The organism is Mycobacterium basiliense, from assembly GCF_900292015.1.
Taxonomy (GTDB): Bacteria; Actinomycetota; Actinomycetes; order Mycobacteriales; family Mycobacteriaceae; genus Mycobacterium; species Mycobacterium basiliense.
In genome coordinates, this window is sequence record NZ_LR130759.1 from 908,667 (window position 1) to 934,059 (window position 25,393).

At 64.3% G+C, this 25,393-nt stretch carries 24 protein-coding genes and 3 tRNA genes; 14 read left to right on the forward strand and 13 right to left on the reverse strand.

Annotated features, from left to right (window positions below; all coding sequences use genetic code 11):
- Positions 1–9: 9 nt before the first annotated feature.
- Genes recD through recC form a run of 3 tightly spaced genes read right to left on the reverse strand, consistent with a single transcriptional unit; the run spans position 10 to position 8,326 of the window.
- The gene (gene recD, locus MB901379_RS03960) at positions 10–1,743 is read right to left on the reverse strand and encodes an exodeoxyribonuclease V subunit alpha (RefSeq protein WP_158015461.1); all 1,734 of its coding nucleotides are present in this window, start codon (positions 1,741–1,743) and stop codon (positions 10–12) included.
- Positions 1,740–5,024: an exodeoxyribonuclease V subunit beta gene (gene recB / locus MB901379_RS03965; RefSeq protein ID WP_408632332.1), complete on the reverse strand. Its 3,285-nt coding sequence runs from the start codon at positions 5,022–5,024 to the stop codon at positions 1,740–1,742. The genes recD and recB overlap by 4 nt, the downstream gene beginning before the upstream one ends.
- Positions 5,021–8,326: an exodeoxyribonuclease V subunit gamma gene (recC, locus tag MB901379_RS03970; RefSeq protein ID WP_158015462.1), complete on the reverse strand. Its 3,306-nt coding sequence runs from the start codon at positions 8,324–8,326 to the stop codon at positions 5,021–5,023. Before recC ends, recB begins: the two co-directional genes overlap by 4 nt.
- A gap of 281 nt (positions 8,327–8,607) precedes the next feature.
- On the opposite strand from recC, the gene cynS reads away from it, so the two are divergent.
- Both cynS and MB901379_RS03980 read left to right on the forward strand, forming a co-directional pair.
- A complete protein-coding gene (cynS, locus tag MB901379_RS03975) occupies positions 8,608–9,078 on the forward strand; it encodes a cyanase (protein ID WP_158015463.1) in 471 nt (156 codons plus the stop codon).
- Positions 9,079–9,088: 10 nt separating this feature from the next.
- A complete protein-coding gene (locus MB901379_RS03980) occupies positions 9,089–10,108 on the forward strand; it encodes a patatin-like phospholipase family protein (RefSeq protein ID WP_158015464.1) in 1,020 nt (339 codons plus the stop codon).
- Here the strand turns inward: MB901379_RS03980 and MB901379_RS03985 are convergent.
- The 3 genes from MB901379_RS03985 to MB901379_RS03995 form a co-directional block, all read right to left on the reverse strand.
- Positions 10,105–10,800: a crotonase/enoyl-CoA hydratase family protein gene (locus tag MB901379_RS03985; protein ID WP_158015465.1), complete on the reverse strand. Its 696-nt coding sequence runs from the start codon at positions 10,798–10,800 to the stop codon at positions 10,105–10,107. The two genes, MB901379_RS03980 and MB901379_RS03985, sit on opposite strands and share 4 nt — an antisense overlap.
- A gap of 83 nt (positions 10,801–10,883) precedes the next feature.
- Entirely contained in the window at positions 10,884–11,726 is an 843-nt protein-coding gene (locus MB901379_RS03990; RefSeq protein WP_174236974.1) for a hypothetical protein, read from the reverse strand.
- Between the two features lie 150 nt (positions 11,727–11,876).
- Positions 11,877–12,593, reverse strand: coding sequence for an MBL fold metallo-hydrolase (locus tag MB901379_RS03995; RefSeq protein ID WP_162334318.1), 717 nt, complete (start codon positions 12,591–12,593; stop codon positions 11,877–11,879).
- 132 nt (positions 12,594–12,725) lie between these two features.
- On the opposite strand from MB901379_RS03995, the gene MB901379_RS04000 reads away from it, so the two are divergent.
- From MB901379_RS04000 to rplA, 12 genes are all read left to right on the forward strand, one after another.
- On the forward strand, positions 12,726–12,944 hold the full coding sequence (locus tag MB901379_RS04000; RefSeq protein ID WP_158015466.1) for a type II toxin-antitoxin system VapB family antitoxin: 219 nt from the start codon (positions 12,726–12,728) through the stop codon (positions 12,942–12,944).
- A 118-nt stretch (positions 12,945–13,062) separates the two neighbouring features.
- Positions 13,063–13,135: transfer RNA gene (locus tag MB901379_RS04005), tRNA-Thr, on the forward strand.
- A gap of 51 nt (positions 13,136–13,186) precedes the next feature.
- Positions 13,187–13,260 (forward strand) — tRNA-Met (locus MB901379_RS04010).
- Positions 13,261–13,318: 58 nt separating this feature from the next.
- A complete protein-coding gene (gene rpmG, locus MB901379_RS04015; RefSeq protein WP_007167776.1) occupies positions 13,319–13,486 on the forward strand; it encodes a 50S ribosomal protein L33 in 168 nt (55 codons plus the stop codon).
- Positions 13,487–13,536: 50 nt separating this feature from the next.
- Positions 13,537–14,016 carry a (3R)-hydroxyacyl-ACP dehydratase subunit HadA gene (hadA, locus tag MB901379_RS04020; RefSeq protein ID WP_158015467.1) on the forward strand — a complete coding sequence of 160 codons (480 nt, stop codon included), beginning with the start codon at positions 13,537–13,539 and terminating at the stop codon, positions 14,014–14,016.
- Complete coding sequence (gene hadB, locus MB901379_RS04025) at positions 14,003–14,431, forward strand: (3R)-hydroxyacyl-ACP dehydratase subunit HadB (protein ID WP_158015468.1); 429 nt, start codon at positions 14,003–14,005, stop codon at positions 14,429–14,431. Before hadA ends, hadB begins: the two co-directional genes overlap by 14 nt.
- A gap of 13 nt (positions 14,432–14,444) precedes the next feature.
- The gene (hadC, locus tag MB901379_RS04030) at positions 14,445–14,945 is read left to right on the forward strand and encodes a (3R)-hydroxyacyl-ACP dehydratase subunit HadC (RefSeq protein ID WP_158015469.1); all 501 of its coding nucleotides are present in this window, start codon (positions 14,445–14,447) and stop codon (positions 14,943–14,945) included.
- Positions 14,946–15,090: 145 nt separating this feature from the next.
- Positions 15,091–15,163 (forward strand) — tRNA-Trp (locus MB901379_RS04035).
- Positions 15,164–15,274: 111 nt separating this feature from the next.
- Positions 15,275–15,757 (forward strand): preprotein translocase subunit SecE, encoded by a 483-nt coding sequence (gene secE / locus MB901379_RS04040; RefSeq protein ID WP_158015470.1) that lies wholly within the window; start codon positions 15,275–15,277, stop codon positions 15,755–15,757.
- 31 nt (positions 15,758–15,788) lie between these two features.
- Positions 15,789–16,505 carry a transcription termination/antitermination protein NusG gene (gene nusG, locus MB901379_RS04045; protein WP_162334320.1) on the forward strand — a complete coding sequence of 239 codons (717 nt, stop codon included), beginning with the start codon at positions 15,789–15,791 and terminating at the stop codon, positions 16,503–16,505.
- Positions 16,506–16,585: 80 nt separating this feature from the next.
- A complete protein-coding gene (gene rplK, locus MB901379_RS04050; protein ID WP_158015471.1) occupies positions 16,586–17,014 on the forward strand; it encodes a 50S ribosomal protein L11 in 429 nt (142 codons plus the stop codon).
- 99 nt (positions 17,015–17,113) lie between these two features.
- Entirely contained in the window at positions 17,114–17,821 is a 708-nt protein-coding gene (gene rplA / locus MB901379_RS04055) for a 50S ribosomal protein L1 (protein ID WP_158015472.1), read from the forward strand.
- 75 nt (positions 17,822–17,896) lie between these two features.
- Here rplA and mmaA4 read toward each other — a convergent pair whose 3' ends face one another.
- From mmaA4 to MB901379_RS04090, 7 genes are all read right to left on the reverse strand, one after another.
- Positions 17,897–18,793 carry a hydroxymycolate synthase MmaA4 gene (gene mmaA4 / locus MB901379_RS04060; RefSeq protein ID WP_158015473.1) on the reverse strand — a complete coding sequence of 299 codons (897 nt, stop codon included), beginning with the start codon at positions 18,791–18,793 and terminating at the stop codon, positions 17,897–17,899.
- A gap of 141 nt (positions 18,794–18,934) precedes the next feature.
- Positions 18,935–19,816: a methoxy mycolic acid synthase MmaA3 gene (gene mmaA3 / locus MB901379_RS04065; RefSeq protein WP_158015474.1), complete on the reverse strand. Its 882-nt coding sequence runs from the start codon at positions 19,814–19,816 to the stop codon at positions 18,935–18,937.
- Positions 19,817–19,945: 129 nt separating this feature from the next.
- Positions 19,946–20,809: a cyclopropane mycolic acid synthase MmaA2 gene (mmaA2, locus tag MB901379_RS04070; RefSeq protein ID WP_158018931.1), complete on the reverse strand. Its 864-nt coding sequence runs from the start codon at positions 20,807–20,809 to the stop codon at positions 19,946–19,948.
- Positions 20,810–20,970: 161 nt separating this feature from the next.
- Complete coding sequence (gene mmaA1, locus MB901379_RS04075) at positions 20,971–21,831, reverse strand: mycolic acid methyltransferase MmaA1 (protein ID WP_158015475.1); 861 nt, start codon at positions 21,829–21,831, stop codon at positions 20,971–20,973.
- 68 nt (positions 21,832–21,899) lie between these two features.
- Positions 21,900–22,847: an alpha/beta fold hydrolase gene (locus tag MB901379_RS04080; protein ID WP_158015476.1), complete on the reverse strand. Its 948-nt coding sequence runs from the start codon at positions 22,845–22,847 to the stop codon at positions 21,900–21,902.
- Between the two features lie 37 nt (positions 22,848–22,884).
- A complete protein-coding gene (locus tag MB901379_RS04085) occupies positions 22,885–24,231 on the reverse strand; it encodes an ABC1 kinase family protein (RefSeq protein WP_158015477.1) in 1,347 nt (448 codons plus the stop codon).
- 130 nt (positions 24,232–24,361) lie between these two features.
- Positions 24,362–25,288 (reverse strand): alpha/beta fold hydrolase, encoded by a 927-nt coding sequence (locus MB901379_RS04090; protein ID WP_158015478.1) that lies wholly within the window; start codon positions 25,286–25,288, stop codon positions 24,362–24,364.
- Between the last annotated feature and the right edge of the window lie 105 nt (positions 25,289–25,393).

Consider the following 25,393-nt stretch of genomic DNA (forward strand, 5'->3'; position numbering starts at 1 on the left):
CCGAGTAGGTTACGGGGGCGATGCGGATTCCAGTCGCATCCGCAGCCCGGACGCGCGTAACGCGGGGCGCCGGACCGCATTGGTTACCTCGGCTGCGGAGCCGACCACCCGAATTTTGCGCTTCGCCCGGGTGACCGCGGTGTAGAAGAGCTCTCGAGTCAGCAATCGTGAATCCTGCGGTGGCAGCAGAACCGTGACCTCGTCGGCCTGGCTGCCCTGGCTCTTGTGAATCGTCATGGCGTGCATCGTTTCGACGTCAGATAGCCGACCGGTCGCGAAATCAAGCGGTCCGGCGGCACCGGAAATGACCGCGCGCAGACCGTCTCGCCCGACCACCGTGACACCGGTATCGCCGTTGTACACCCGTAGCCCGTAGTCATTGGCCGTCAAAAGTAGCGGCCGCCCGGCATACCATTGCGACCACGGCGGCTGGCCGGTCTCCTCGGCAAGCCAGGCCTCGACCAGTCGGTTCCAGTGCCGAACGCCAAAAGGCCCGTGCCGGTGAGCGCACAACAGCCGGTGTTCGTCCAGCGCGCCCAACGCGGCGCCGACGGCGCCCAATAGTGCCGCCTCACGCAGCCGCAACGCGTGCGGCACCAGTACGGCGCGCAATCGCGCTGTCGGATCGGAAGTTTCGATGAACTCGATATGCTCGTCACCCGATCGCAGCAGCCCCAGCGCGCCCGCTACGTCGCCGACCCGGATCGCATTCGCCAGGGCTCCGATCGCGGCTCCGAACCGGTGTGCGGTGCGCAGCGTCGCCACTCGCACGTCGTGGCGTGCCGCGAACCCCTCCACCACGTCCGCCAGCACCGCACCGGCCTCTACCGACGCCAGTTGGCCGGCGTCGCCGACCAGGATCAATCGGGTGCCCGGGCGAACCGCTTCCAGGAGCCGTGCCATCAACGTCAGCGACACCATCGATGTCTCGTCAACGACAATCACGTCGTGCGGTAACCGGTTGCCGCGATGGTGTCGAAACCGGGCCGAGGTTTCGCGCCTGCCGCCGAGCAGCCGATGCAACGTCACCGCCTGCACGCGCCCGATCCTGCGCTGATCCGCGGCGCCCAGACCGGCCACCTCATGTTGCACGGCCTCGGCCAGGCGCGCCGCTGCTTTGCCCGTCGGGGCCGCCAGCGCGATACGCGGCCGCGCGGCTCGGGCCAGCTCCGCTTGCTCCACCAGCAATGCGAGCAGCCGTGCCACCGTCGTGGTCTTGCCGGTTCCGGGCCCACCCGTCACCACGGTGACACATTGCGCCAGAGCCAGGCGCGCGGCTTCGCGCTGCTCGGCATGGTCGGCCGGAAACAGCCGCTCCAACGTCGGTGCGGACGGCGGCGGTCGGTAGCTTGCCAACGTCAGCAGGTCATGGCACACCTGCTCTTCCTCGCGCCAGTAACGGTCGAGGTAGAGCAGATGGTCCTGGTAAAGACGCAACACCGCTGGGTCGCCGACCAACTTGCTGGCCCGTACCGCCGTCAACCACTGCCCGGGGTCCGGCCACGGAAGATCATCACGAGCCGTGACTTGTGCGACCGCTGACAGATCCACGCACACCGACCCGGCCCGAATCGCGCGCACGGCCATGGCCACGGCAAGCGCCACCCGTTCCTCGGTCTCCCCGCTGAGTGCGCAGAGTCGTTGCGCCACGTGAACATCGGCGACATCGAGAACCCCGGCCTGATTGAAGACCTGCAAGAGCCCCGTGGCGGAGGTGGCCAGCTCGACATCGGTCAATGTCACGCGATCAGTCTCCCGTCCTCGAGGAGGTCCGAAACGGCAACCACCAGCTCCGGCGGCGGCATCCAGCTGAACACACCGGCCGGCTGGCCGGCCAGAACGGGCGTGTCGACACCGCACATGCCCCGCACAAACAGGTACAGCACCCCTCCGAGATGACGCTGCGGATCGTAGCCCGGCTGGCGCCAACGCAGAAACCGCTGTAGCACAACGGTATACAACAGTGCCTGCAGGGGATAGTCGGAATGCAGCATCGTCTCGGTCAAACGCTGGAAGCTGTAGTCCGCGGCGGTCTCTCCCAGATGGTTCGTCTTGTAGTCCACCACCAGGTATCGCTGGGTGGGCAGCCGAAGTACCACGTCGATCGAACCTGACAAATAGCCCCGCAGCGATTGGCCGCCCAACCCCGAAGACGTCAGGCGGTCCGCATAGGGAACCAGCGGATCGTCACCCGGAAGGTACGAACGAAGCAGCTCGCCCACGTCGGACAGCGACGCGCTGGTGGTCGGGCCGCGCCGGTCGCCGCCGGCCAACGGTATCTCGAAGTCCAGTTCCCGCAGCCGATCCCGAGTGCCGATCCGGCGCAGTGTGATCCCCTCGGCAAGCGGGCCAAGCGGCGTGTCGTGCATGGGCACCAACGCCCGGGCCAGCTCGCCGGCGTCGGCGTCAACCGGCCACCATGGCAGCTGCCGGTGCAGTTGCTCCTCGAGTTCGGCGGCCAGGTCGGGTGCCTGCGGGTCGGCGCCCTCCAGCACCGCGTGGATCAGCGACCCGAACGTCGCGCCCGACGGCATTGCCGCCAGCGGCGAGGCGAGGTTGTCGGCCGCATCCGATGCGGCGACCACAGCCACCTCCACTTCGTCGTCGCGCAGTTCGATTTCCGGTTCGCTGGCCACCCCGGGCGCCGCCTCCGCGCCGTCGCGCACCAGCGCCGAATACGACGTTCGGCGCCACGTGGTGTCGACCGTCCGGTGGAAGTGCCGTACCGCTAAACCGCTAATGCGAGAGGGCTTTTCAATAGCGGTGGGACGGTTGATCGTCGATTCTTCCACCGCGGGGCCGCCCGCGGCCGACCACTGCACGAACCTCGACCACGCCTCGTCATCGGTGATCCGCGGCGAGCACCTGTCGGGCACTCGTGGGTCGCCGCTTCCGCGGCCGCGCAGCAGCCGCGACAACCCGCCGTTGACCTCGTCGATGGTTGGCGCCCACCACGCCACCACCTGAGCCTGCGCCCGGGTGAGCGCGACATAGGTGAGCCGGATGTTGTCGTTGGCTTCCTCCAAGCGGTTCAGCTCTTCGACGGATTTGCGCTGCGGGTCGCGACGTTGACCGCCGACATACAGGCAGCGGGTGTCGGTGTCGTCGTGGTACAGCAGGATGTCGTCCTGGCGGATGTGCCTGTTGAACAGGAAGGGCAGGTACACGATTGGGAACTGCAGACCTTTGGCCACGAACACCGTCATGATCTGAACCGCACCGGCGTCACTGTCCAAACGACGGTTGTGCTCGGTCGCGCCGTTTCCGCCGGCGCACTGCCTGCGCAACCAATCATGAAGTGCCGGTAGACTGTAGCGCTGCCAATGGGCGGTCTCATGTAGCAGCTGGCCGATGTGCGCCAGGTCGGTCATGTGGCGCTCGCCGCCGCGCTGGCGCAGTACCCGACGCCCCATCCCGCCCAGCTGAGCTGCCTCAAACACCGCTGCCACGCCACACTGGCGTGCCTGATCGGCCCACTCGCGCAGTGTCGCAGCCACCCGATCGGTGAGCGTGTCACCCTCCGCCGCAAGGCTTTCTGCGGTTTCCCCGAAGAACATTGTGGTGGCGGCGGCGCGCACCAGGCCGCTGTGCTGGGGCGCATCGATCGCCCCCAGTAGGCACAGCCAGTCTTGGGCTGCTCGCGAAGCGAACACGTCGGTGTCGCCCGTATAGATCGCCGGGATTCCCGCTGCTGCCAACGCGTCCCGGCATGCGCGTGCGTCTCTGTGTTGCTCGACGATGACCGCGACGTCGCCGGGCGAAACCGGCCGGCCCGCGAAGGTGGCGCCGCTGGACAGCAGCGATCCGATGTCGGCGGCCAGGTCGGCGGGTATGTGATTGCGCAACACTGCGATCGGGATGTTAGCGGTGCCGCCGTAGCCAACGTGGGACCGGTTGACCACTCGCAACCGAAACGGCGCGTTGTGGGGTGCGCCGGTCAGCCGGTGTCCGTGGTGATGTGCCTCGATCTCGTGCACGACGATCTCGGGATGCCCCAATGCCGCGCCGCGCAGGATCGTCTGCAGGCTCTCGACGAGTGCGGCGTCGCTACGCCAGTTGACATCCAGGGTATAACGCGCATCGGCAGTTCGGGCCGCGCGAAGGTAGGTGTGGATGTCGCCGCCGCGGAAGCCATATATCGCCTGCTTTGGATCGCCGATCAGGATCAGCGTCGAGTGGCGGCCGAACGCACGCTCGAGCACCTGCCATTGGATCGGGTCGGTGTCTTGGAATTCGTCGACTAACACGACGGGCCAGCGCTTGCGCATGCGATCGCGGGCGGGCGAATCCGGTGCATCCAGCGCTTGCGCCAGCCGGATCAGCAGGTCGTCGTAACCGAGAATGCGCAGCCGGCGCTTTCGGCGTTCGAGTTCGCCGATCACCTGATCGGCAAATCTGAGCCGGATGGCGGCTGCGCTGTCGGGTTCGGGTTCGAGGGGGCGCAGCTGAGCGTACGGGTCACCCACGACTTCGCGGGCCAGGGTCAACGCCTGCGCACGGGTAAGCACCGGATCGGATTCTGCATGACCAAACTCAATCAGGTAGAGGTCGTCGACGATCTCGGCCAACAGGTCGTCCAGGCTCTCCTGAAGTGTCAAACCGGTGTCGGTATCACCCGCCACACCAAGAGATTTCAGGACAGAACCGCAGAACTCGTGCGTGGTGGCGATGGTGGCGGCATCAAAGTTCGCCAGAGCTTTACGCAGTCGAGCGTGGCGACTGGCGCGGTCGTTATTGGTGCCGCTCAGCAAGTGCTCGATCAGATCGTTGGCGGGGGCCGACCGGCCGGCCAGGGCGGCCAGCGCCGCAACGATCTGGTCCCGCACTCGTTCGCGAAGTTCCCGGCTGGCCGCACGGTTGAACGTGATCAGCAGCATCTCGTCGAGGGTCACATCGGTCTCGGCAAGATAGCGGCTCACCAAACCCGCCAGGGCGAAGGTCTTGCCGGTGCCCGCGCTGGCCTCCAATACGATGGTGGCGCCTCGGTGGGGGAGCGGGCCCAGCAGGTTGAACGGCGCGATCATCCGGAGCTGCCCTCGGCGGTCAGCAGTGGCCCCCACAAGCGGGCGGCCAGCGCACCCAACCGGGTGTCCTCACCGGACATCTCCTCGCCCGGGCGTGGGCTGTCGAGCAGTACATCAAGTGCCGCCTTTTCGCCCCACACCCGCACGTGCGCATGCTCTCGGTCGTCACCGTCGCGAAAGTTGTTGGACTCCCACCGCTCCTGCGCCGCGGCGCGCGGGTCGTCGCCAGCATGGCGCGCCTCAGCCCACGCGCAGGACGTTTTCAGTGGCAGCGGTAGCGGCTCCCGCCGCCCTGCGTCATAGAGAAACACCAGATCCCGCAGCACCGCCACCGGATCGGGCGGCGGTGCGAACATCCGAGTGGCGATGCGGTTTCTGCTCTTGCCGCGACCGATACACACCGCTGCCCAAGGGCGACCGGGCTGTTGTGCTGCCAAGGCAACCAGCCCGATCCACGATGGCAACACGTGCTTGGGTGCCAGCTTCGAGTAGGTGACCGACACCATCCGGCTACCGAATACCGGCGCAACGGTTCCGGTGACCCGGCGCCCACCGCCGAGCTCGACATCGACGTCATGCGCGTCCGATTCGGCCGTCCTGTGCCGTAGGGCGACCAATGCCAGATCACGCGCCCGATCGCGAATCTCCTTGGCTTTGCGTACCCCCAGCCGCCCCGGAGGCAGCGTCCCGCGACGCCACTCGGCGTTTGCCGCGGTGTCGGGATGCATGCCATGCACTATGTCCCGCAGCATGCGATCGCCGACCAGCCAGGCCCGTAGGGCGTCGATCTCGACGGGCATCGCATCCTCGACGGTATCGACGTCCCACGGCAGGGTGAAGTCGAGCGCGCGGAAAAACCCTTTGACGGGATTCTTGAAGAAGTCCAACAGATCGGCCAGGGTCACATCGGTGATGGGCGGCTCGGGCAGTCGATCGGTGATGAAAGCCATTGGCGTGCAGCGCCTCCCGCCAGCAGCTTCGGCGGCTGCCAGCGCGGCCGGGTCGAACGTGAACGGCTTGCCCGGTAGTAGGGCACCAGGTATGACGTTCTTGCGATCGAATGGCTGCAGCGGGTGTCGGACAATGACGTGGTCGCGAACCGGCGCCGCGGCCGTCTGATCCAGGGCGTCGAGCAACTCGGCCAGCGGCACGGCGGGAGGCCGCGGATGCCCGGTGTGCTCGTCAGCGCCGGTGTAGGTGATTACCAGGGTCTCGGTGGCCGCGCCGATAGCGTCGAGCAACAATTGCCGGTCTTCGGAACGGACGTCACGCTCACCGGTTCGCGGGTCGCGTGCCAGCACATCGTCACCGTCGGGCACGCTGTGGCGCGGGAATAGCCCATCATCGAGGCCAACCAGGCATACCACCCGATGCGGTACCGAGCGCATGGGCACCATCGTGCAGACCGTCAGCGTGCCGGTACGGAAGTTCGCCCGTGTCGGGCGCCCGCCGAGGTGACCGTCCAGCAGCGCCGAGACATCGGTAAGCCGCAGCGGGGTCGAAACTCGGGCGCCCGCCTGCTCACTGATGTCGGCAAATTCGCGCTGCAGCTGTGCCGGTTGCCACTCATGTTCGGGACGGCTGAGCAGGCTGACCCCTGCGGCCAGTGCATCCAGCCAGCCGCTCAACGGCCGTGTGCCGCTGAGACGTTCGGTTGAACGTTGTAACCGTGCGATGAATTCCGCGAGGCGTCCCGCTAGCTCCACCCGGTTGCTTCCCACGTCGTCGAGCGGCAGCGCGCTGCCCAGCCAGGCTTGCGAATCGTCCGATATCGCCACGCCGGTAAGAATGCGGTCCAGCCCGAATCGCCAGGTGTTGTGTACAAAATGGTGCAGACCGTAGGGCTGGCGATGTCGTTGGTCGAAGCCCCAACGAATGTTGGATTGGCGGACCCAGTCGGTGATCACGTCGAGGTCGTCGTCGGTAAAACCGAACCGGGCGCGTACGGGTGGCATGTGCGCGAGGTTGAGGACTTGGTTCGCGGTGGCTCGGCTTCCCGCGATGGCGAGAAGTTCCGTCGCGACTGCCAGTAGCGGGTTGGTCTGGGTAAGGGCGCGGTCGGCCAGCCGGACCCGCAGTCGATGGGCGGGATGGTTCTCCCCGGCCACCTCGCCAAGCCCGAAACCGGCGACAAACAGCGGTGCGTAGGTCTCGATGTCGGGACACATCACCACGATGTCGCGGGGCTCCAGCGTCGGATCGTCGTCGAGCAGGCCGAGCAATACCTCGCGCAGCACGTCGACCTGTCTGGCCGGACCGTGGCAGGCATGCACCTGAACGGATCGGTCATCTGTCGCCGGCACGCGAACTCCGGGCCGGAGCGCATTCGCCGCGATGTCGGACTGCAGCCAGCCCAGCAAGCAGTCCCGCTCGGCGGACTGCCCGAGATACTCGTCGGTGGCACGCTGAGCGGGCAATGCGCGTTGCAGTTCGCGCAGGTCGCGGCCCAGGGTTTCCAGCAGCGGATGGTCGGCAGCAAGCTGGCTGGCGTCATCGCTTCGCCGCACCACTGGATCGATGCCATCGATGCTGTAGCGGTCACTGAGGGCACGCCACAGCTCGTCGCTGGGGTGGGGTAGCCACAGGTGCAGGTCATGGTGGGCGGCAACCGCATCGAGGAGTTCGATGTCGCTGATCGGCAGCCGGGTGTGACCGAACAACGACAATCGAGCGGGCAGGTCGGTGGGCGATTGGCGGAGTCGGTCAACGGCCTGCCGGTGCCGGACGTGCGGCGGGTCGGCGGCTATCTTCGCGACCAGCAGCCGCCAAAGCTGCGGTTGCCATCCTAAGTCGGCATCGGTCCCGGCAGCGTCACCGTCCAGCCACCCGGCCAGCAGCGCCGGCCGCTGCCGCGCGTACGAGGCAAACAGGCCGGCGAGGCGGCTGGCCACCGCGTACCGGCGACCTCGGCGCAGCTCCGCTTCGCAGGCGTCGGAATCGAAGTGGCCCAAGTGCTTGGCCAGCGTCGCGCACCACGGGTCATCGAGGCTGGCGTCGATCACCTCCAGCAGGGGCCACGTCATGGCCTCGGGTGACCATGGGTCGGCGTCGGCAGTCCCGGTGATGTCGGCCAGCAGCGACCCTGGGCTCCGAAACGTCACGCCCGCGCACACACCGTCGTCGCCGGCCGGGCGGCAGCCCAGCACGTGCGAAAGCCGCTGACTGAGCCAGCGCTCCATACCGCGGGCCGGAACCAGCACCAGCTCCTGCGCGAATGGGTCCGGGAGCGGGTTGGCCAGCAAGGCGCCCAGGCCGTCGGCAAGCAGATCGGTGCGTTCGGCACGGTGGAGGTGAAGCGCCATTGCGGGTCACCATAGACGTCGACGCCGCCCGCCGGGGCGTCGGCGTCGATATGTCGTCCCCGGACCTGACACGCTGGGTGCCGAGCGGTGACGTGCAGGGAGGGCCCCGGCGGCGACCAGGACACGGCGCGCGCCGGCCTGGGCGTGCCCTACGATCACCCGGCTCGGCATCGGATACCCGGCGGATCGCCCGTTAGCCCCCAATTCGCACACCGAATCGGCGCCTTCCACCGAGTGGCCCTGGTCACGGCGATGAAACCCCCATGCCGCATGCTGGGGCTATGAACAGAAGCGAGATCACCGAGCAGATCGTTGTGGCCCGCCTGGCCCGGGGTCTGACGTGGCAGGAGTTGGCCGACGCCATCGGCAAGCCGGTGGTATGGACCACCTCGGCGATGCTCGGCCAGCACCCGATCGCCCCGGAGCAGGGCAAGGTCCTCGTCGAAATGTTGGGTCTCGACGCGTCCGTGGTGCCGGTGCTGGCGGCATCGCCGATGCGCGGGGGGCTGCCGGACGCAGTGCCCACCGACCCCACCGTTTACCGCTTCTATGAAGCGCTTCAGGTCTACGGTGGTGCCCTCAAAGAGCTGATCCACGAGCAGTTCGGCGACGGCATCATGAGCGCCATCAACTTCAGCGTCGACCTGCAGAAAAAGCCGCACCCCTCGGGTGATCGGGTGGTGGTGACGTTTGACGGAAAGTTCCTTCCCTATCAATGGACTTCGGCCGCGGACGGCCCGGGCCAAGGGTGACGCCGGGCCGATGAAGCAGCAACAGACGATGGACTTGGTGTTGTCCGGCGGGGGCGTCAAGTTCATCGGCCTGGTCGGCGCGATCGCGCGGCTCATCGACGACGGCTATTCGCCTTACCGGGTGTCCGGAGTCTCCGCGGGATCGGTGGTCGCCGTTATCTCCGCCGCCGCGGCCCAGGGCGATCGGCTCAGCAGCGCGCAGATCCGGGAATTGTCATTGTCGGTACCACTGAGCAAATGGCGTGACGCGGGTCCGGTTCCGTTTCTGGGCTCCGCGTGGGGGCTGGTCCGGGACTCGGCACTGTATCGCGGCGATGTCGCGCATGACTGGATCCGCAATGAACTGCAAAACCTAGGCGTGACGACATTTGCTGATCTGGCCCTGCCCGACGACCAGCTGCCGCCCGAACAGCGCTACCGGGTGGTCATCACCGTCGCCGACGTGACGAGGGCGCAGCTGGTGCGGTTGCCCTGGGACTATCGGCGAGTCTACGGGGTCGATCCCGACGAACAGTCGGTCGCCGCGGCGGTGCGCGCCTCGATGGCGATCCCGTTCTTCTACCCGCCGGTCAAACTGACCAGCGCGGATGGGCTGAAATCCACCCTCGTTGATGGTGGGGTGCTGTCCAACTTTCCGGTCGACTCACTGGATCGCACCGACAGCCTGCCGCCGCGTTGGCCCACGTTCGGGATCACGGTGATCCCCAAGCTCGCTGAAGGCATCGAGGAGGCCTTCCCGGCGTTGCGGCCGCTGCGGTTCCTGCAACAGTCAGCCCTGCTGGAAAGCCTGTTCACCACCATGCTGGTCGGCCATGATCAGGCTCATCTGAGCCAGCCATGGGTGAGCGCCCGCACGATACCGGTTGCCTCCACGGACGTCGGCGTACTCGATTTCGACATCTCGCGATCGCGTCTGGAAGAGCTCTACGGCACCGGTTACCAGGCCGCGGACACCTTCCTGTCGACTTGGAACTGGGTGGATTACCTCGACCGGTTCCGCCGTGATACCCGTGACGCTCGCCGCAGCTAGAGACCGAACTCGGCTTCCAGCCCGTCGATACCCGCGCGAATCGCCTTCAGCGCGTCGGCGCGGGCACGCAACTTGGTCGCGAGATGAGCCTGCTGGTTGAGATTGGCGAATTCGCGCGCGGCTTCTTCGGCGCGGCTGAGCACCATCTCGGGCAGCACGATCTCGTCCACGAATCCGGCGGCCAGCGCGGTCTCCCCAAAGAACGTCTTGGCCAGCCCGGACGCTTGTTGGTATGCCGATCTGGTCAGGCGCAACTTCATGATCTCGAGCGCCGCGTAGGGGATGGTCATGCCGATCGCCACCTCGTTGGCCTGAATGTTGTAGGCGTGGGCGGCCACCCGGTGGTCGCCGGAGGACAACAGGAACGCTCCCATCGCGATCGCGTGACCGGTGCAGGCCATCACCACTGGTTTGGGGAAAGACAACAGCCGATAGGACAACTCGAACCCGCCACGCAGCATGTCGATGGCGGGCTGCGCTTCGCCGGAGGTCAACACCTTCAGGTCGAATCCGCCGCTGAACACTCGGTGGTTGCCGGCGATGACCAGTGCCCCGACGTTGTCCCGTTCGGCATTGTCGATCGCCTCGTTCAGTGCCTGCTGCATGGCCGGGCCCAAGACGTTGACCTTGCCATCATCCATCCGGATCAGGCCGATGGAATCGTCGTGGGTGTAGGTGACCAGACCGCTCATGGGTTTCTCCTTCGAAACGGACAGCCCGTCGATTGAATCAGATCACCGTGGCGGTGCACCGCGCGCCCGTAGCCGGTGCGTCGCTAGACCCGTTGACCGTGATGCTTACCCAGCTCGTTTTCGGCCTCACCCCAGCGCAGGCTGACATCGGTGGGCTGATCGAGCTGGCGGGTGCGCCACCGGTCCTGAGTTTCTTGAACCGCGCGGTTGATCCGGTCGATCTCGCTGCGGAAAACGTCGGGGCGGGTTTCCTTGCTCGCGTAGTGGAAGTAGGTCAGCAGACTGCGCAGCAGCTCCAGCTTCTGCTTTTCCCGCTTCGCATTGTCGTGGGTGGTCATCAGTTCGATCCGCTGGACGGGCGGCAGCGCATCCCAGTCCAGCACCACCTTCGTCTCCAGCGGACGTCGATCCCGTTGCCAGAACCGCCACCCGCGCGGCTGCTCGGGGCGGTCGTAGTAGGTCAGCGTCCCCTCGAATCGGGATTCGACGCCCTGGCCGATCTCGGCACGGTCGAGTGCGGAGTCCCACACCATCCGCCATTCCTGACCCGGCGCCAAAGTCGGCAACTCCCGGGGCAGCTGCAATTCGACGACGTCGGCGTAACCGTCGGACGCGTTTTCGTATTCGGCCACGGTCGGGGGATTGGGGAAACTGAACCCGATGTTGTATGCCGCGGTGCGACCGAAGTTGCGGACGACCAGTTCGATCACATGCCAATCCGCGACGTGGGGTTCCATCATCATCGACACATACGGCCGGGCTTGCTCGGCGGTCAGTTGATGGTTGCGCTGGATCTGGCGGTACATCACGATCAGCGTCACGATGGCAAGCGCTAACGCCGCCCAGGCCGCCAGCGCTACCCAGGTACTGGACTCGACATTGGAAATCCCATGCCAGCCGCTTTGGCCCCACCCCATGGAATACATCCTCCGCTTATACCACTGCAGTTATCGATACTGAAATCCCACCGAACATGATCGTAGATGCGCGCCCGCCATATTTCCTGGTGGGTATCGCAGCTTTCCTGGTGGGTATCGCAGCGCGTCCGCCGGCACGCGCGCTGCCCGGATGCTTGCTCAGCCGCCCATCAGCATTCGCCACTGTGCGAGATCGGCCGCGCGATACACGTAATTGGACCGCTTGACCTCGGAGAGCGACGCGCTCGGATCGGCCGAATACCAATGCCCGGGAAATACCGTCGGATCGCCCGGAAGCGCAGCGAGCTGCTGCAGGCTGCGATACATCTCGTCGGAATCACCGCCGGGAAAGTCGGTGCGTCCGCACCCTTCCAGGAACAAGGTGTCACCGGCCACGAGTCGGTTATCGAGCAGGAAACACTGACTGCCTGGAGTATGGCCAGGAGTGTGTAGCAATTCGATCTCGATTGCACCGATGCCGACCTTGTCGCGGTGGTCATGGGTGGTCAGGTCACTCATCGGAATCCCGGTAACCCGGGAAACCCACACTGCTTCATGCGTGTTGACGTGCACCGGCACGCTCACCCGCGCTAACAACTCGGCCAGTCCCTTGAGCTCAAAACCCATCATCGAACCACCGACGTGGTCTGGATGATGGTGGGTAACCAGCACCCCGGACAGGCGCATACCGTCGGCTTCCAGCGTGTCGACCAGGTCTCCGGCGGCGTATGCGGGGTCGACCACCACGCATTCGCCGGTCTGTCGATCACCGATCAAGTAGGCGAAATTGCGCATTTGCGCCGCGATCATGTCGCCGATGGCGAAGTCGCGCCCGGAGAGCAGTTGACGAAAGTACAGCCGGTCCGAATCTGACACGTCATCAGACTATGTCTGCGCACGAGTGGGTCCAATTTGGCCGCCCTCGACTTGACTGGTCGGCTGGTGTCGGACCTGGGCAGCGGCTCGTTCTGACGTCTCAGTCGGATCGCCAGTGGGTATTGTTGGTCCATGCTGAAGAAGGTCGAGATCGAGATCGACGACGATCTGGTCCAAGAAGCGATCCGTCGCTACCGCCTGGCGGGTGCGCGCGAGGCCGTCCACCTGGCGCTGCGGACCCTTCTCGCCGAGGGCGGAGCGGACAGCGAAGACGCCGAAGAGGAAGAAGAATACGACGAGTTCAGCGATCTAAGCGCGTGGGATCCACGTCGGGGGGAGCGTTCTGGCTGATCTTCTACTACCGCCGCCATCGGTTGGCGGGTCGGATCTCGCACGTGGTTTGGTGACGTCATGCGGCACGCTGTACCCTCTGTTTGCCCGCGGCAGGACTATTCGCTACGGGCAACCGGCCCCCTTAGCTCAGTCGGTAGAGCGTTTCCATGGTAAGGAAAAGGTCAACGGTTCGATTCCGTTAGGGGGCTCGGCGGACGCCGAGCAGGCGGACGGCCCAACCCGATACGGGATGGTCCAGAGGCGATGTAGCTCAGTCGGTTAGAGCGAACGACTCATAATCGTTAGGTCGCCGGTTCGAGTCCGGCCATCGCTACAACACAACTGCAACACCAACAGACGAGACGTTTACCCAGATTTGAGAGAGAACCGTCATGGCTTCTAGTACCGACGTGCGGCCCAAGATCACGTTGGCGTGCGAGGTGTGCAAACACCGCAACTACATAACCAAGAAGAATCGCCGCAATGACCCTGACCGGATGGAACTCAAGAAGTTCTGCCCGAACTGCGGCAAGCACCAGGCGCACCGCGAGACGCGCTGACGGCATGCCCGCACGTAGTTACTCGGACTGACTAGGTAGGTTCTAGAGCCGTGGCCCTGAGCGGAAACATCGTCGGGATGCATTACCGGTATCCCGACCATTACGTGGTGGAGCGCGAGAAGATCCGCGAATACGCGGTAGCCGTGCAAAACGAAGATGGGCCCTATTTCGAGGAGAAGACCGCCGGCGAACTCGGCTACCAAGGGCTGCTGGCGCCATTGACGTTTATCTGTGTCTTCGGCTACAAGGCGCAATCGGCGTTTTTCAAAAATGCAAACATCGCTGTCCAGGACGCGCAGATCGTTCAGGTTGACCAAGTGCTGAAGTTCGCCAAGCCGATCGTGGCGGGCGACAAGCTCTACTGCGATGTGTATGTGGATTCGGTGCGCAAGGCGCACGGCACCGAGATCATCGTGACCAAAAACATCATCACCAACGACGACGGTGAGATCGTGCAGGAGACCTATACGACCCTGGCGGGTCGTGCCGGTGAAGACGGGGAAGAGGGATTTGCTGATGGCACTGCGTGAGTTCAGTTCGGTCAAGGTCGGGGATCAGCTTCCCGAGCGGACCTACCCGCTGACCCGCCAGGACCTGGTGAACTACGCGGGGGTGTCGGGCGACTTGAACCCGATTCACTGGGACGACGAGATCGCCAAGGTCGTCGGACTGGACACCGCGATCGCCCACGGAATGTTGACCATGGGGCTGGGCGGCGGCTACGTCACCTCGTGGGTCGGTGACCCAGGCGCGGTGACCGAGTACAACGTGCGTTTCACCGCGGTGGTACCGGTCCCCAACGACGGCAAGGGCGCCGAGATCGTGTTCAGCGGTCGGGTGAAGTCGCTCGATCCGGACAGCAGGTCGGTGACGATCGCGCTCACGGCCACCACCGGCGGCAAGAAGATCTTCGGGCGGGCCATCGCCTCGGCAAAGTTAGCGTAGGCGGACACAGTCCATGGCTCTCAAAACCGACATCCGCGGGATGAGTTGGAAATACCCGGACTGCTTCGTTGTCGGCCGTGAGCAGGTCCGCGGGTTCGCTCGATCGATCCAGTGTGACGATCCGGCCTGCTACGACGAGGACGCGGCTGCCGAGCTGGGTTATGGGGGCATAGTTGCGCCGATGACCTTCGTGTCGATTCTTGCCAAACTGGTCCAGACGGACTTCTTCCGCAATGTTGACGTGGGCATGGAGACCATGCAGATCGTCCAGGTCGATCAGCGGTTCGTGTTCTACAAGCCGATACTCGCCGGTGACAAGCTGTGGGCTCGGATGGATATCCATTCGGTGGACGAGCGGTTCGGCGCTGACATCGTGGTCACCAAGAACGTCTGTCACAACGACGACGGGGAACTGGTTCTGGAGGCGTTCACCACCTTGATGGGCCAGCAGGGCGACGGTTCGGCCAAGCTCAAATGGGACAAGGAAACCGGGCAGGTCATCAGAACCTCGTAATTAGTATCTGGCTCCTGTGCCGATGTACACTCTTACCTCGGGGTTTTCCCAACATCAGCGCGCTGTCCGTCGGTTCGCGATTGCCGACCGGGGGCGCGCGTGTCATGTAAGCCCCGGCGCGAGTGGGTTGGCCTGCCAACCGCGAAGGGGCGTAGCTCAACTGGCAGAGCAGCGGTCTCCAAAACCGCAGGTTGCAGGTTCAAGTCCTGTCGCCCCTGCTGAAGGAATGAACGTCCGGCGGCGGTAACGTGCCATGCTGGACACTGGGAGGTTGCCCCAGTCAGAGTGGGACGGCCGGCGGGATAGTTAGCGAACAAAGGAGCACGCGGGTGAGCGACGAGGGCGACGCTGCCAACGACGCCGCCAGCGACGGCGGCGCATCTGAGGACAGCTCCGCCGGCGGTGGCCGGACTGCGCTGGTGACAAAGTCGGTGATGCGGCCGCAACGTCCCACCGGCAAACGGTCCCGGCGGCGCCCGGTAGTGGCCGACGAAGACGCCGAGGACCAGGAATCGTCGACCGAAGCAGAAGCCGGCAAGGAAGAATCGGCCAAGAAAGACGCGGCAAAGTCCGCGAACGCAAAGAAACAAAAGAAGGCGAACAAATCGGCGGTACGGGCGGCCAATCCGGTCATCTTCGTCTACAACTACCTCAAGCAGGTTGTAGCCGAGATGCGGAAGGTGATCTGGCCCAACCGCAAGCAAATGCTCACCTACACGTCCGTGGTGCTGGTTTTTTTGGCCTTCATGGTGGCGCTGGTGGGCGGCGCCGACGTGGGGCTGAGCAAGCTGGTCATGTTGGTGTTTGGTTGAGACTTGAGAGTGACAGAGAGGACTGAAAACCGTGAGTACCGTCGACGGTGACACGTCCGGGGGCGAGGCTGTCGACCTGCAAGAGGTCAGCACCCCTGAAGATGCAGGGGCCCCGGCCGAAGAGGTCGACCCCGCCGCTGTGCTGAAGGCGGAGCTGCGTAGCAAGCCCGGCGAGTGGTACGTCGTGCATTCGTACGCGGGGTACGAGAACAAGGTCAAGGCCAACCTCGAAACGCGGGTGCAGAACCTCGACGTAGGCGACTACATCTTCCAGGTGGAGGTGCCTACCGAAGAGGTCACCGAGATCAAGAACGGCCAGCGCAAGCAGGTCAACCGCAAGGTGCTGCCCGGCTACATCCTGGTGCGTATGGACCTCACCGACGACTCCTGGGCCGCCGTGCGTAACACGCCCGGGGTTACCGGGTTCGTCGGGGCGACTTCGCGCCCCTCGGCGCTCACGCTCGATGACGTGGTGAAGTTCTTGCTGCCGCGGGGATCGGCCAAGAAGGCCGCGAAGGGGGCGACCAGCACGGCCGCTGTCGCCGAAGCGGGCGGGCTGGAACGTCCGGCGGTCGAGGTCGACTACGAAGTCGGCGAATCGGTAACCGTCATGGATGGGCCATTTGCCACGCTGCCGGCCACGATCAGCGAGGTCAACGGCGAACAGCAGAAGCTCAAGGTGCTGGTCTCCATCTTTGGCCGCGAAACGCCGGTGGAACTGACCTTCGGTCAGGTCTCCAAGATCTAGCCAGACCAACCCGGCCCGATAGCGGTCTTAATACCAGACTTGAAACCAGACTTGAAACCAGAAAGGACGATCGACACCTCATGGCCCCGAAGAAGAAAGTCGCCGGGCTGATCAAGCTGCAGATTGTGGCGGGTCAGGCCAACCCGGCGCCGCCCGTAGGCCCCGCGCTCGGCCAGCACGGCGTCAACATCATGGAGTTCTGCAAGGCGTATAACGCCGCCACAGAGAACCAGCGCGGCAACGTCATCCCGGTAGAGATCACCGTCTACGAGGACCGCAGCTTCACGTTCACGCTGAAGACGCCGCCCGCCGCCAAGCTGCTACTCAAGGCGGCAGGGGTGCCCAAGGGTTCCGCCGAGCCGCACAAGACCAAGGTCGCCAAGGTCAGCTGGGATCAGGTCCGCGAGATCGCCGAGACCAAGAAGACCGATCTCAACGCCAACGACATTGACGCCGCGGCCAAGATCATCGCCGGCACCGCCCGGTCGATGGGCATAACCGTTGAGTAGATCCGAATAGGTTTTGCCAAGCCGACACATCAAAACCCCGTGGGAGGGCCAGCTTCGGCCCGTTGATAAACCACGACCCAACAGTGGATTGGATATCAAATGAGCAAGAACAGCAAGGCATACCGCGCCGCCGCCGAGAAGGTGGACCGCACCAACCTCTACAGCCCGCTGCAGGCGGCCAAGCTGGCCAAGGAGACGTCGTCGACCAAGCAGGACGCCACCGTCGAGGTGGCGATTCGGCTCGGTGTTGACCCGCGGAAGGCCGACCAGATGGTCCGCGGCACGGTCAACCTGCCACACGGCACCGGTAAGACCGCCCGGGTCGCGGTGTTCGCGGTGGGCGAGAAGGCCGAGCAGGCCCAGGCCGCCGGCGCCGATGTGGTCGGCAGCGACGACTTGATCGAGAAGATCCAGGGCGGGTTCTTGGACTTTGACGCAGCGATCGCGACGCCGGATCAGATGGCCAAGGTCGGGCGCATCGCGCGGGTGCTGGGTCCCCGGGGCCTGATGCCCAACCCCAAGACCGGCACCGTCACTCCTGACGTTGCCAAGGCCGTTGCCGACATCAAGGGCGGCAAGATCAACTTCCGGGTGGACAAGCAGGCCAACCTGCACTTCGTCATCGGCAAGGCGTCCTTCGACGAGAACAAGCTGGCGGAAAACTACGGCGCCGCTCTCGATGAGGTGCTGCGGCTCAAGCCATCGGCGTCGAAGGGCCGCTACCTGAAGAAGATCACCGTGTCGACGACGACGGGCCCGGGCATCCCGGTCGACCCGTCGATCACCCGCAACTTCACCGAGGTGTAGCACCTCCTCCCGCGAGCAGACACAGAATCGCCAACATCGCACATCGGTGATGCGATTCTGTGTCTGCTGGGCGGGCTAGGCCGCCGCGCCCGGCTTCAGATAGGTCACCAGGCTGCAGTCGAGCATCTCGTCGGTGAAGTAGTGCTCACAGCCGCGCAGATACTTGATGTACCGGTTGTACACCTCTTCGGAGGTGACCTCGATGGCCTTTTCCTTGTTGGACTCCAGCGTGTTGCCCCAGATGTGCAGCGTCTTGATGTAGTGCGGTCGCAGTGAAAGGGGTTCGGGGACAACGAATCCCGCTTTTTCGCCGTGTTCGATCATCATCTCGGTAGACGGCAGGCGCCCGCCCGGAAAGATCTCGGTGATGATGAACTTGATGAAGCGCGCCGTCTCGAAGCTCAGCTTCTTACCTCGGGCCGCCATCTCGAACGGGTGATAGCCGACGCTGCTTTGCACGGTCATCCGACCGTCCTCGGGCATGATGTTGAAACAGCGCTTGAAGAAGTCGTCGTAGTTCTCGTGGCCGAAGTGCTCGAAGGCCTCGATGGACACGATCCGGTCGACCGGCTCGGTGAAATCCTCCCACCCCTGCAGCAGCACCCGGCGTGAGCGATTCGTGTCGATCGAGCCCAGCACCTGCTCAGAGCGCGCGTGCTGGTTCCTCGACAGGGTCAGGCCGATGACGTTGACGTCGAAGCGCTCAACCGCGCGCCTCAGCGTGGTGCCCCAGCCGCAACCGATGTCCAGCAGCGTCATACCCGGTTGGAGGTCCAGCTTGTCCAGGTTGAGGTCGATCTTGGCGTATTGGGCTTCTTCGAGCGTGAGGTTCGGTGGCTCGAAGTAGGCGCAGCTGTACGTACGGGTTGGGTCCTGGAACAAGGCGAAGAAATCGTCGGAGACGTCGTAGTGCGCCTGGATATCTTCCGAGCGCGTCCGAGTCTTCGTCTCTGTCGGCGGTTTCTCAACCATTGTCGTCCTGTTCTCCTGAGTAGTGTTCACCGCTCCAACGCACACGCGGCACCTCTGCTTGCCCGTGCAAGCGTACGAATTCTCGAAGCATTACCCACCCGCGCGAGGATTGCACGCGTCGTTCATCTGTGGCACGAAAGTCTACTTGGCCAGTGTGAACTGGTTGCAGTCGATATAGCCCATCCGAAATGCCTTGGCGCAACCGGTCAAATACTTCATGTAGCGCTCGTAGACCTCTTCTGACTGGATCTTGATGGCTTCGTCCCTGCGTGCCTCCAGCGTCTCGGACCAAAAATCAAGAGTCCTGGCGAAGTCCAGCTGCAGAGACTGCCGGCGGGTCACCGTGAAGCCCACCTTCGCGGTGTGCTCTTCGACCTTCTCGACCATCGGCAGTCGGCCGCCGGGGAAGATGTCGGTGACGATGAACCTGATGAATTTCGCCATTTCCATGGTCAACGGTATGCCGCGTTCGATGACCTGCTTGACGTGTAACGCGGTGATCGCGTGCAGCAGCATCAGCCCGTTGGCGGGCAGGGCTTCGTAGGCGAACTTGAAGAAATCGTCGTAACGATGAAAGCCGAAGTGCTCCAGCGCCTCAATGGTGACGATACGGTCCGCGGGCTCGTCGAATTCCGCCCAGTCGCGCAGCAGTACCCGGTGCGAGCGGTTGGTGTCGACGTCGCCGAGCAAGCGCTGGCAGTAGTTGTGCTGGTTCTTCGACAGCGTCAGCCCCACGACGTTGACGTCGTATTTCTCGATCGCGCGTTTGAGGACGGAGCCCCAGCCGCAGCCAATGTCGAGCAGAGTCATCCCGGGCTGCAGTTCCAGCTTGTCCAGCGTCAGATCGATCTTGGCGACTTGGGCTTCGTGCAGCGTCATGTCGTCACGAGGAAAGTACGCGCAGCTGTAGGTGCGCGTCGGATCGACAAACAGCGCGAAGAACTCGTCGGAAAGGTCGTAATGTGCCTGCACGTCGTCGGCGTTGGACCGCGTCGATGACAGGGATGTCGTCGTGTCAGGCATATGTCCTCCTGTGATGGTCCCCCTCAGCGGGTGACCATCCCCGGCACCCTACACGCAATGAGGCTCGTCCTTCGCATTTGAGCCCGCGCAGACTGGTCTTTCTTGATCGGGACACGACCGGCGCAATCACTACTTCTCCAGCGTGAATTGGTTGACGTCGATGTAGCCGACGCGGAAAGCGTTGGCGCAGCCGGTCAGATACTTCATGTACCGCTCGTAGACCTCTTCGGACTGAATCGCGATGGCCTCGTCCTTGTGCGCCTCGAGCGCTTCGGCCCACAGGTCGAGGGTCCTGGCATAGTGCGGCTGCAGCGACTGGCGGCGGGTCAGCGTGAAGCCGGCCTTGGCGGCATGCTCCTCGACCTTTTCGATCGACGGTAACCGGCCGCCGGGGAAGATCTCGGTGACGATGAACTTGATGAAGCGAGCCATCTCAAAAGTCATCGGCATCCCGCGCTCGATAATCTGCGGTCCCGTCAACCCGGTGATCGTGTGCAGCAGCATCACCCCGTCGTCGGGCAAGATCTTGTTGGCGAGGGCAAAGAAGTCGTCGTAGCGGTCGTGGCCGAAATGCTCGAATGCGCCGATCGACACGATTCGGTCGACGGGTTCATCGAATTGCTCCCAGCCCTGCAGCAGCACGCGCCGGCTGCGCGGCGTGTCCAACTCGTCGAACGAGTTCTGCACGTGCACGGCCTGGTTTTTCGACAGGGTCAGGCCAACGACGTTGACGTCATATTTTTCGATCGCGCGCCGCATGGTGGCGCCCCAGCCGCAGCCGACGTCGAGCAACGTCATCCCGGGCTGTAGGCCCAGCTTGCCCAGCGCCAGGTCGACCTTGGCGATCTGGGCCTGCTCCAGCGTCATGTCGGCGCGCTCGAAGTAGGCGCAACTGTAGGTCTGGGTGGGGTCCAGAAACAGCCGGAAGAAGTCGTCGGATAAGTCGTAATGCGCCTGTACGTCGTCAAAATGTGGCGTGAGTTCTTTGGCCATGACCTGAAATGCCTTTCCGGGCCGAGGCAACGGCCCTACGGTGCTAGCACCGGCGCACAAGAGCGCCAGAGCACCGAAAACGTCCCCCCAAGCGTGTTCGAGGCATGCTATCCGATTCAACGACGCAGCACTAAACTGCGACCGAATCTGCCCAGGTCACCCTACTTGGTAAGGGTGAACTGGGCCACGTTGATCAAGCCCCGGCGGAACCGCTCCGCGCATCCGGTCAGATAGTGCAGGAAGTTGTTGTACACCTCTTCGGACTGGATTTTGACGGCGTGTTCTCGCGCGGACTCCAGGTTGGTCGCCCACGTGTCCAGGGTGCGTGCATAATGCTGCTGCATCAGCTGGGTGTCCGCGACGGCGAAGCCGGCCGCCTGCGCGTTGTCGACGATATCGGGCTGGGACGGCAGTTCCCCGCCCGGGAAGATCGACTCCCGAAGGAACTTCAGGAACCGAATGTCGCTCATCGTCAGCGCAATGCCCTGCTCGTGCAACCACCTGCGGTCGTAGGTGAACAAGCTGTGCAGCAACATCCGGCCGTCGCCGGGGAGCATGTCGTATGAGCGGTCAAAGAATGCGCGGTACCGCTCTTTGTGGAAAGCGTCGAACGCCTCGAAGCTGACGATCCGGTCAACCTTTTCGTCGAACTCTTCCCAGCCCTGCAGCCGCGCCTCGGCACGCCGGGTGGTGGTGAGCGCGGCCAGCCGGTCATTGCTGCGCTGACAATGGTTCCTACTCAAAGTGAGGCCGATGACGTTGACGTCGTACTTTTCCACGGCCCGGACCAGCGCCCCGCCCCAGCCGCATCCGACGTCGAGCACCGTCATGCCGGGTTCGAGGTGCAGCTTGTCCAGCGCCAGGTCCAGCTTGGCGAGCTGTGCTTCCTCGAGGGTCATGTCCTCGCGCTCGAAGTATGCGCAGGTGTAGACCCAGGTTGGGTCCAGGAACAATCCGAAGAAGTCGTCCGAGATGTCGTACGCCGCTTGTGAGTCTTCGTAATACGGTGTCAGTTTGGCCATGTGACACAACCTCCTCCGCCAACGGTACAACCCGGTGCCCGTCACCCGAAAATTCCGGGGGAGAGTACCTACCTACTGCGGTTGGCCTCAACTTGCCGGGCGAAGTTGCTCGTCAGCACATCGATAATCTGGTCCCACAGTTGCTGTGGCAGATCATGTCCCATCCCGTCGAACATCACCAATCGGGCGTCGTTGATGGCCCTGGCGACGGCCCGGCCACCGAACGGCCGCATCAGCTTGTCAGCACGGCCGTGGATCACCACGGTGGGTGCGACGGTCCGGCGGTTGTAGTGCAGCAGGCTGCCACTGCCCAGGACCGCGCTGAAGTGGCGGGGGATACCCCACGGGTAGTAGCTGCGGTCGTAGTTCTCGGCGGCGTCGGCGCGGATCCATTCCTCGGTGGGTTGGTACCGCGGACTGCCGGTGATCCTGGTGACCCGCACGACGTTGTCGATGATCACCTCGCGTGGCGAGCCCGGCGGCGGACCCTTGAGCACCGCGAGCAAGGCGCGGGGTGCGGGTGGTGGCAGGAACGGGCGATTGTTGCTGGAGAAGATCACCGCCAGCGATTGAGTCCGTTCGGCAAATCGCGCCGCAAAGATCTGGGCGATCATGCCGCCCATCGAAGCCCCGACGATGTGTGCGCGCTGGATGTCGAGGTGGTCCAGCACGGCCGCGGCATCGTCGGTCATGTCCTCCAGCGTGTATTGCGCCTGGCTGCGCAGGCCCAGCCACGATCGCAGCAACCGCGTCGCTAGGGGCCGCCTGGCGGTGCGGTGTTCGATCTTGGTGGACAGTCCGACATCCCGGTTGTCGAAACGAATGACCCGTAGGCCCTGCTCAACCAGCTTCTCGCAAAACCCGGTCCGCCACAGCAGCAGCTGGGCGCCCAGCCCCATGATCAGCAGCACAGGCGGATCATTGATGTCGCCCATGTCCTCGTAGTACAGCTCCACCGGGCCCGCGGTCCGGCCCGGCTTGGGCCGCGATACGGCCAGGCCGCTGCGGATTTCCATAGCCAGACCCTAGACCCTCGGAGCCATCGGACGACCCTCAGACTTCTACGTCGGTCTGATGCTCGCGGCTCACCTCGACCATGAAGTTGGCGAAGTATCCGGTCAGCTGCGGATCCGACATCATCTGCCACTTCGGGGCCAGCAGCTTCATATACCGCTCCACGTAGAGGAACTGCTTGCCGATCAACACCAGCTCCCGCGGCAACTTGACGTCGTAGGCGTCGGCCAGCGTGGACAGTTGGCGGCCGATGTCGGCATACGACATGTCGCCCAGCGTTTGCATGGTGAGTGGGGTGGCGAACCTCTCCAGATCCTTGGCCGCCTGGGCCTCTGGCTTCATGGTCCCCACGGCACCCATCAGCACGACGATCTTGCCCGCCGCGGCGTGGTCCTTCTTGACCAGCAGCGCATACACCAGTTCACGCAGCAGCCAGCGGGTGCGGGGATCAATGCGGCCCATGATGCCGAAGTCGAAGAAGACGATGCGGCCTTGGTCATCGACGTAGAGATTGCCCGCGTGCAGGTCGCCGTGGAACAAGCCGTGTCGCAGTCCGCCTTCGAACACGCTGAACAGTAGCGCCTTTACCAGCTCGGTCCCGTCGAACCCGGCCTTGCGGATGGCGGCAGCGTTGTCGATGCGGATGCCGTGCACCCGTTCCATCGTCAAGACCCGCTTGGTGGTGAAGTCCCAGTGCACATGGGGCACCCGGATGTTGCGGCCCAGCGGCGATGCGTGCAGGTGGGAGACCCACGCTTCCATCGACTGTGCCTCCAGACCGAAGTCCAGCTCCTCGGCCAGGTTCTCGGAAAAGTCGGCGACCACGTCTCGGGCCGACAGCCGACGGCCCAGCTTGGCCAATTCGACCGCCTGAGCGAATCTCTTGAGGATCTGCAGGTCGGCGGCGACTCGGCGGCGGATACCCGGCCGCTGGATCTTGACCACGACGTCTTCGCCGGTCTTCAGCGTTGCGTAGTGAACCTGGGCGATCGATGCCGACGCGAACGGCTCTTCCTCGAAGGTGGCAAACAACTCGGCCGGATCGGCACCCAGTTCTTCGACAAAGAGCTTGTGCACCTCGTCGGTATTGGCCGGCGGCACCCGGTCGAGCAGACCCCGGAATTCGCGCGACAGGGATTCGCCGAACGCCCCGGGGCTGGACGCAATAATCTGCCCGAACTTCACATATGTGGGGCCGAGGTCTGCGAAGGTCTGGGGGATTTCCTTGATGATTTTCTGCTGCCATGGACCTTTGCGCGGCAATCGGGCAACGACGCGCGCCGCGGTGCGGGTGACCTGCCAGCCAGTGACGGCTACCCGGGCCGCTTCGACCGGCAAAGGCACCCGATCAAGCCTGGACACCTCGCGGTGTTTGGTAGATGTCATTTCTGCAGTGTGCCAAACGGACACTGTCAAGTCCCAATTGCTGTGAGCCCATTCACGCGCGGGGTATTGCTTCCCGAGTCCGCCTCCATTGCGAAAATCCGGCCCACTGCGGCCGAAATTCTTGCATTGCTTACCCGCCAGGCGGAGTCTGCGAGAAATTTTCCGTAAGCGCTTCCAATATCGGCCGCCACACCGGTCGCGGCAGGTCGTGACCCATTCCATCGACCACGACAAAGCGTGCGCCGGGGATGGCCGCGGCGACCGCACGCCCGTTGCGCGGCCGCACCATCGGGTCGGCCGAACCGTGCAACACCACCGTCGGTGCGGTGATCGCCCTGCTGTAGCCGAGCAGGCTCCCGGTGCCCAGCACAGCATCGAACTGGCGCAGCATGCCGGGCGGGTAATTGCACCGGTCGGCGAGTTGCTGCACCCGCTGTCGTAGTTCGCCGCGGGACGGCAGAAAGTTGGGCCCGTTGAATACCTCGACGTTGCGCACCTCGAAGGCCAGCTTCTCCTCGGTCGAGGCATCCCTGGCTGGCTGGTCGAACGCCAGCTTGAGGACGCGCCAGGCCGGCGGCGCCGAGAGCGGTTTGCCCGTTGTCGACATGATGATGCCCAGCGACGCCACCCGGCCCGGTTCGGTGGCGGCCAGGATCTGCGCGAGCATGCCGCCCAGCGAGGCGCCGACCACGTGTGCCCGCGCAACGCCGAGATGATCGAGCAGCGCGACCACGTCCCCGGTCATGTCGACCAACGTGTACGGCACCGGACTGGACCGGCCCAACAGATAGCGGCCTATCCGTCGGTAGACCGAGCCCCGGGCCCGCAGGCCGTGCATCTTGGCCGACAATCCGGTGTCGCGATGGTCGAATCGGATGACCCGGTAGCCGGCGTCAACGAGCTGGCCGCAGAAGCCGTCCGGCCACATGGGAAGTTGGGCGCCCAGGCCCATGATGAGCAGCACCGGCGCGTCGGCCGGGTCGCCGAGGTCTTCGTAGAAGAGCTCGACGGGGCCGTGTGGCGTCCCGCGGCGAGCGACGCCGCTGCTGGTGCGCACGCTTCATTTCTACCGATCGCCTGCCGGCCGACTGGATACCCGGGCTCACTGAACGGGTGGACGCAGACGATGCCAGTCGGTGGCGCTGTGCAAGGCTCGGCCGGG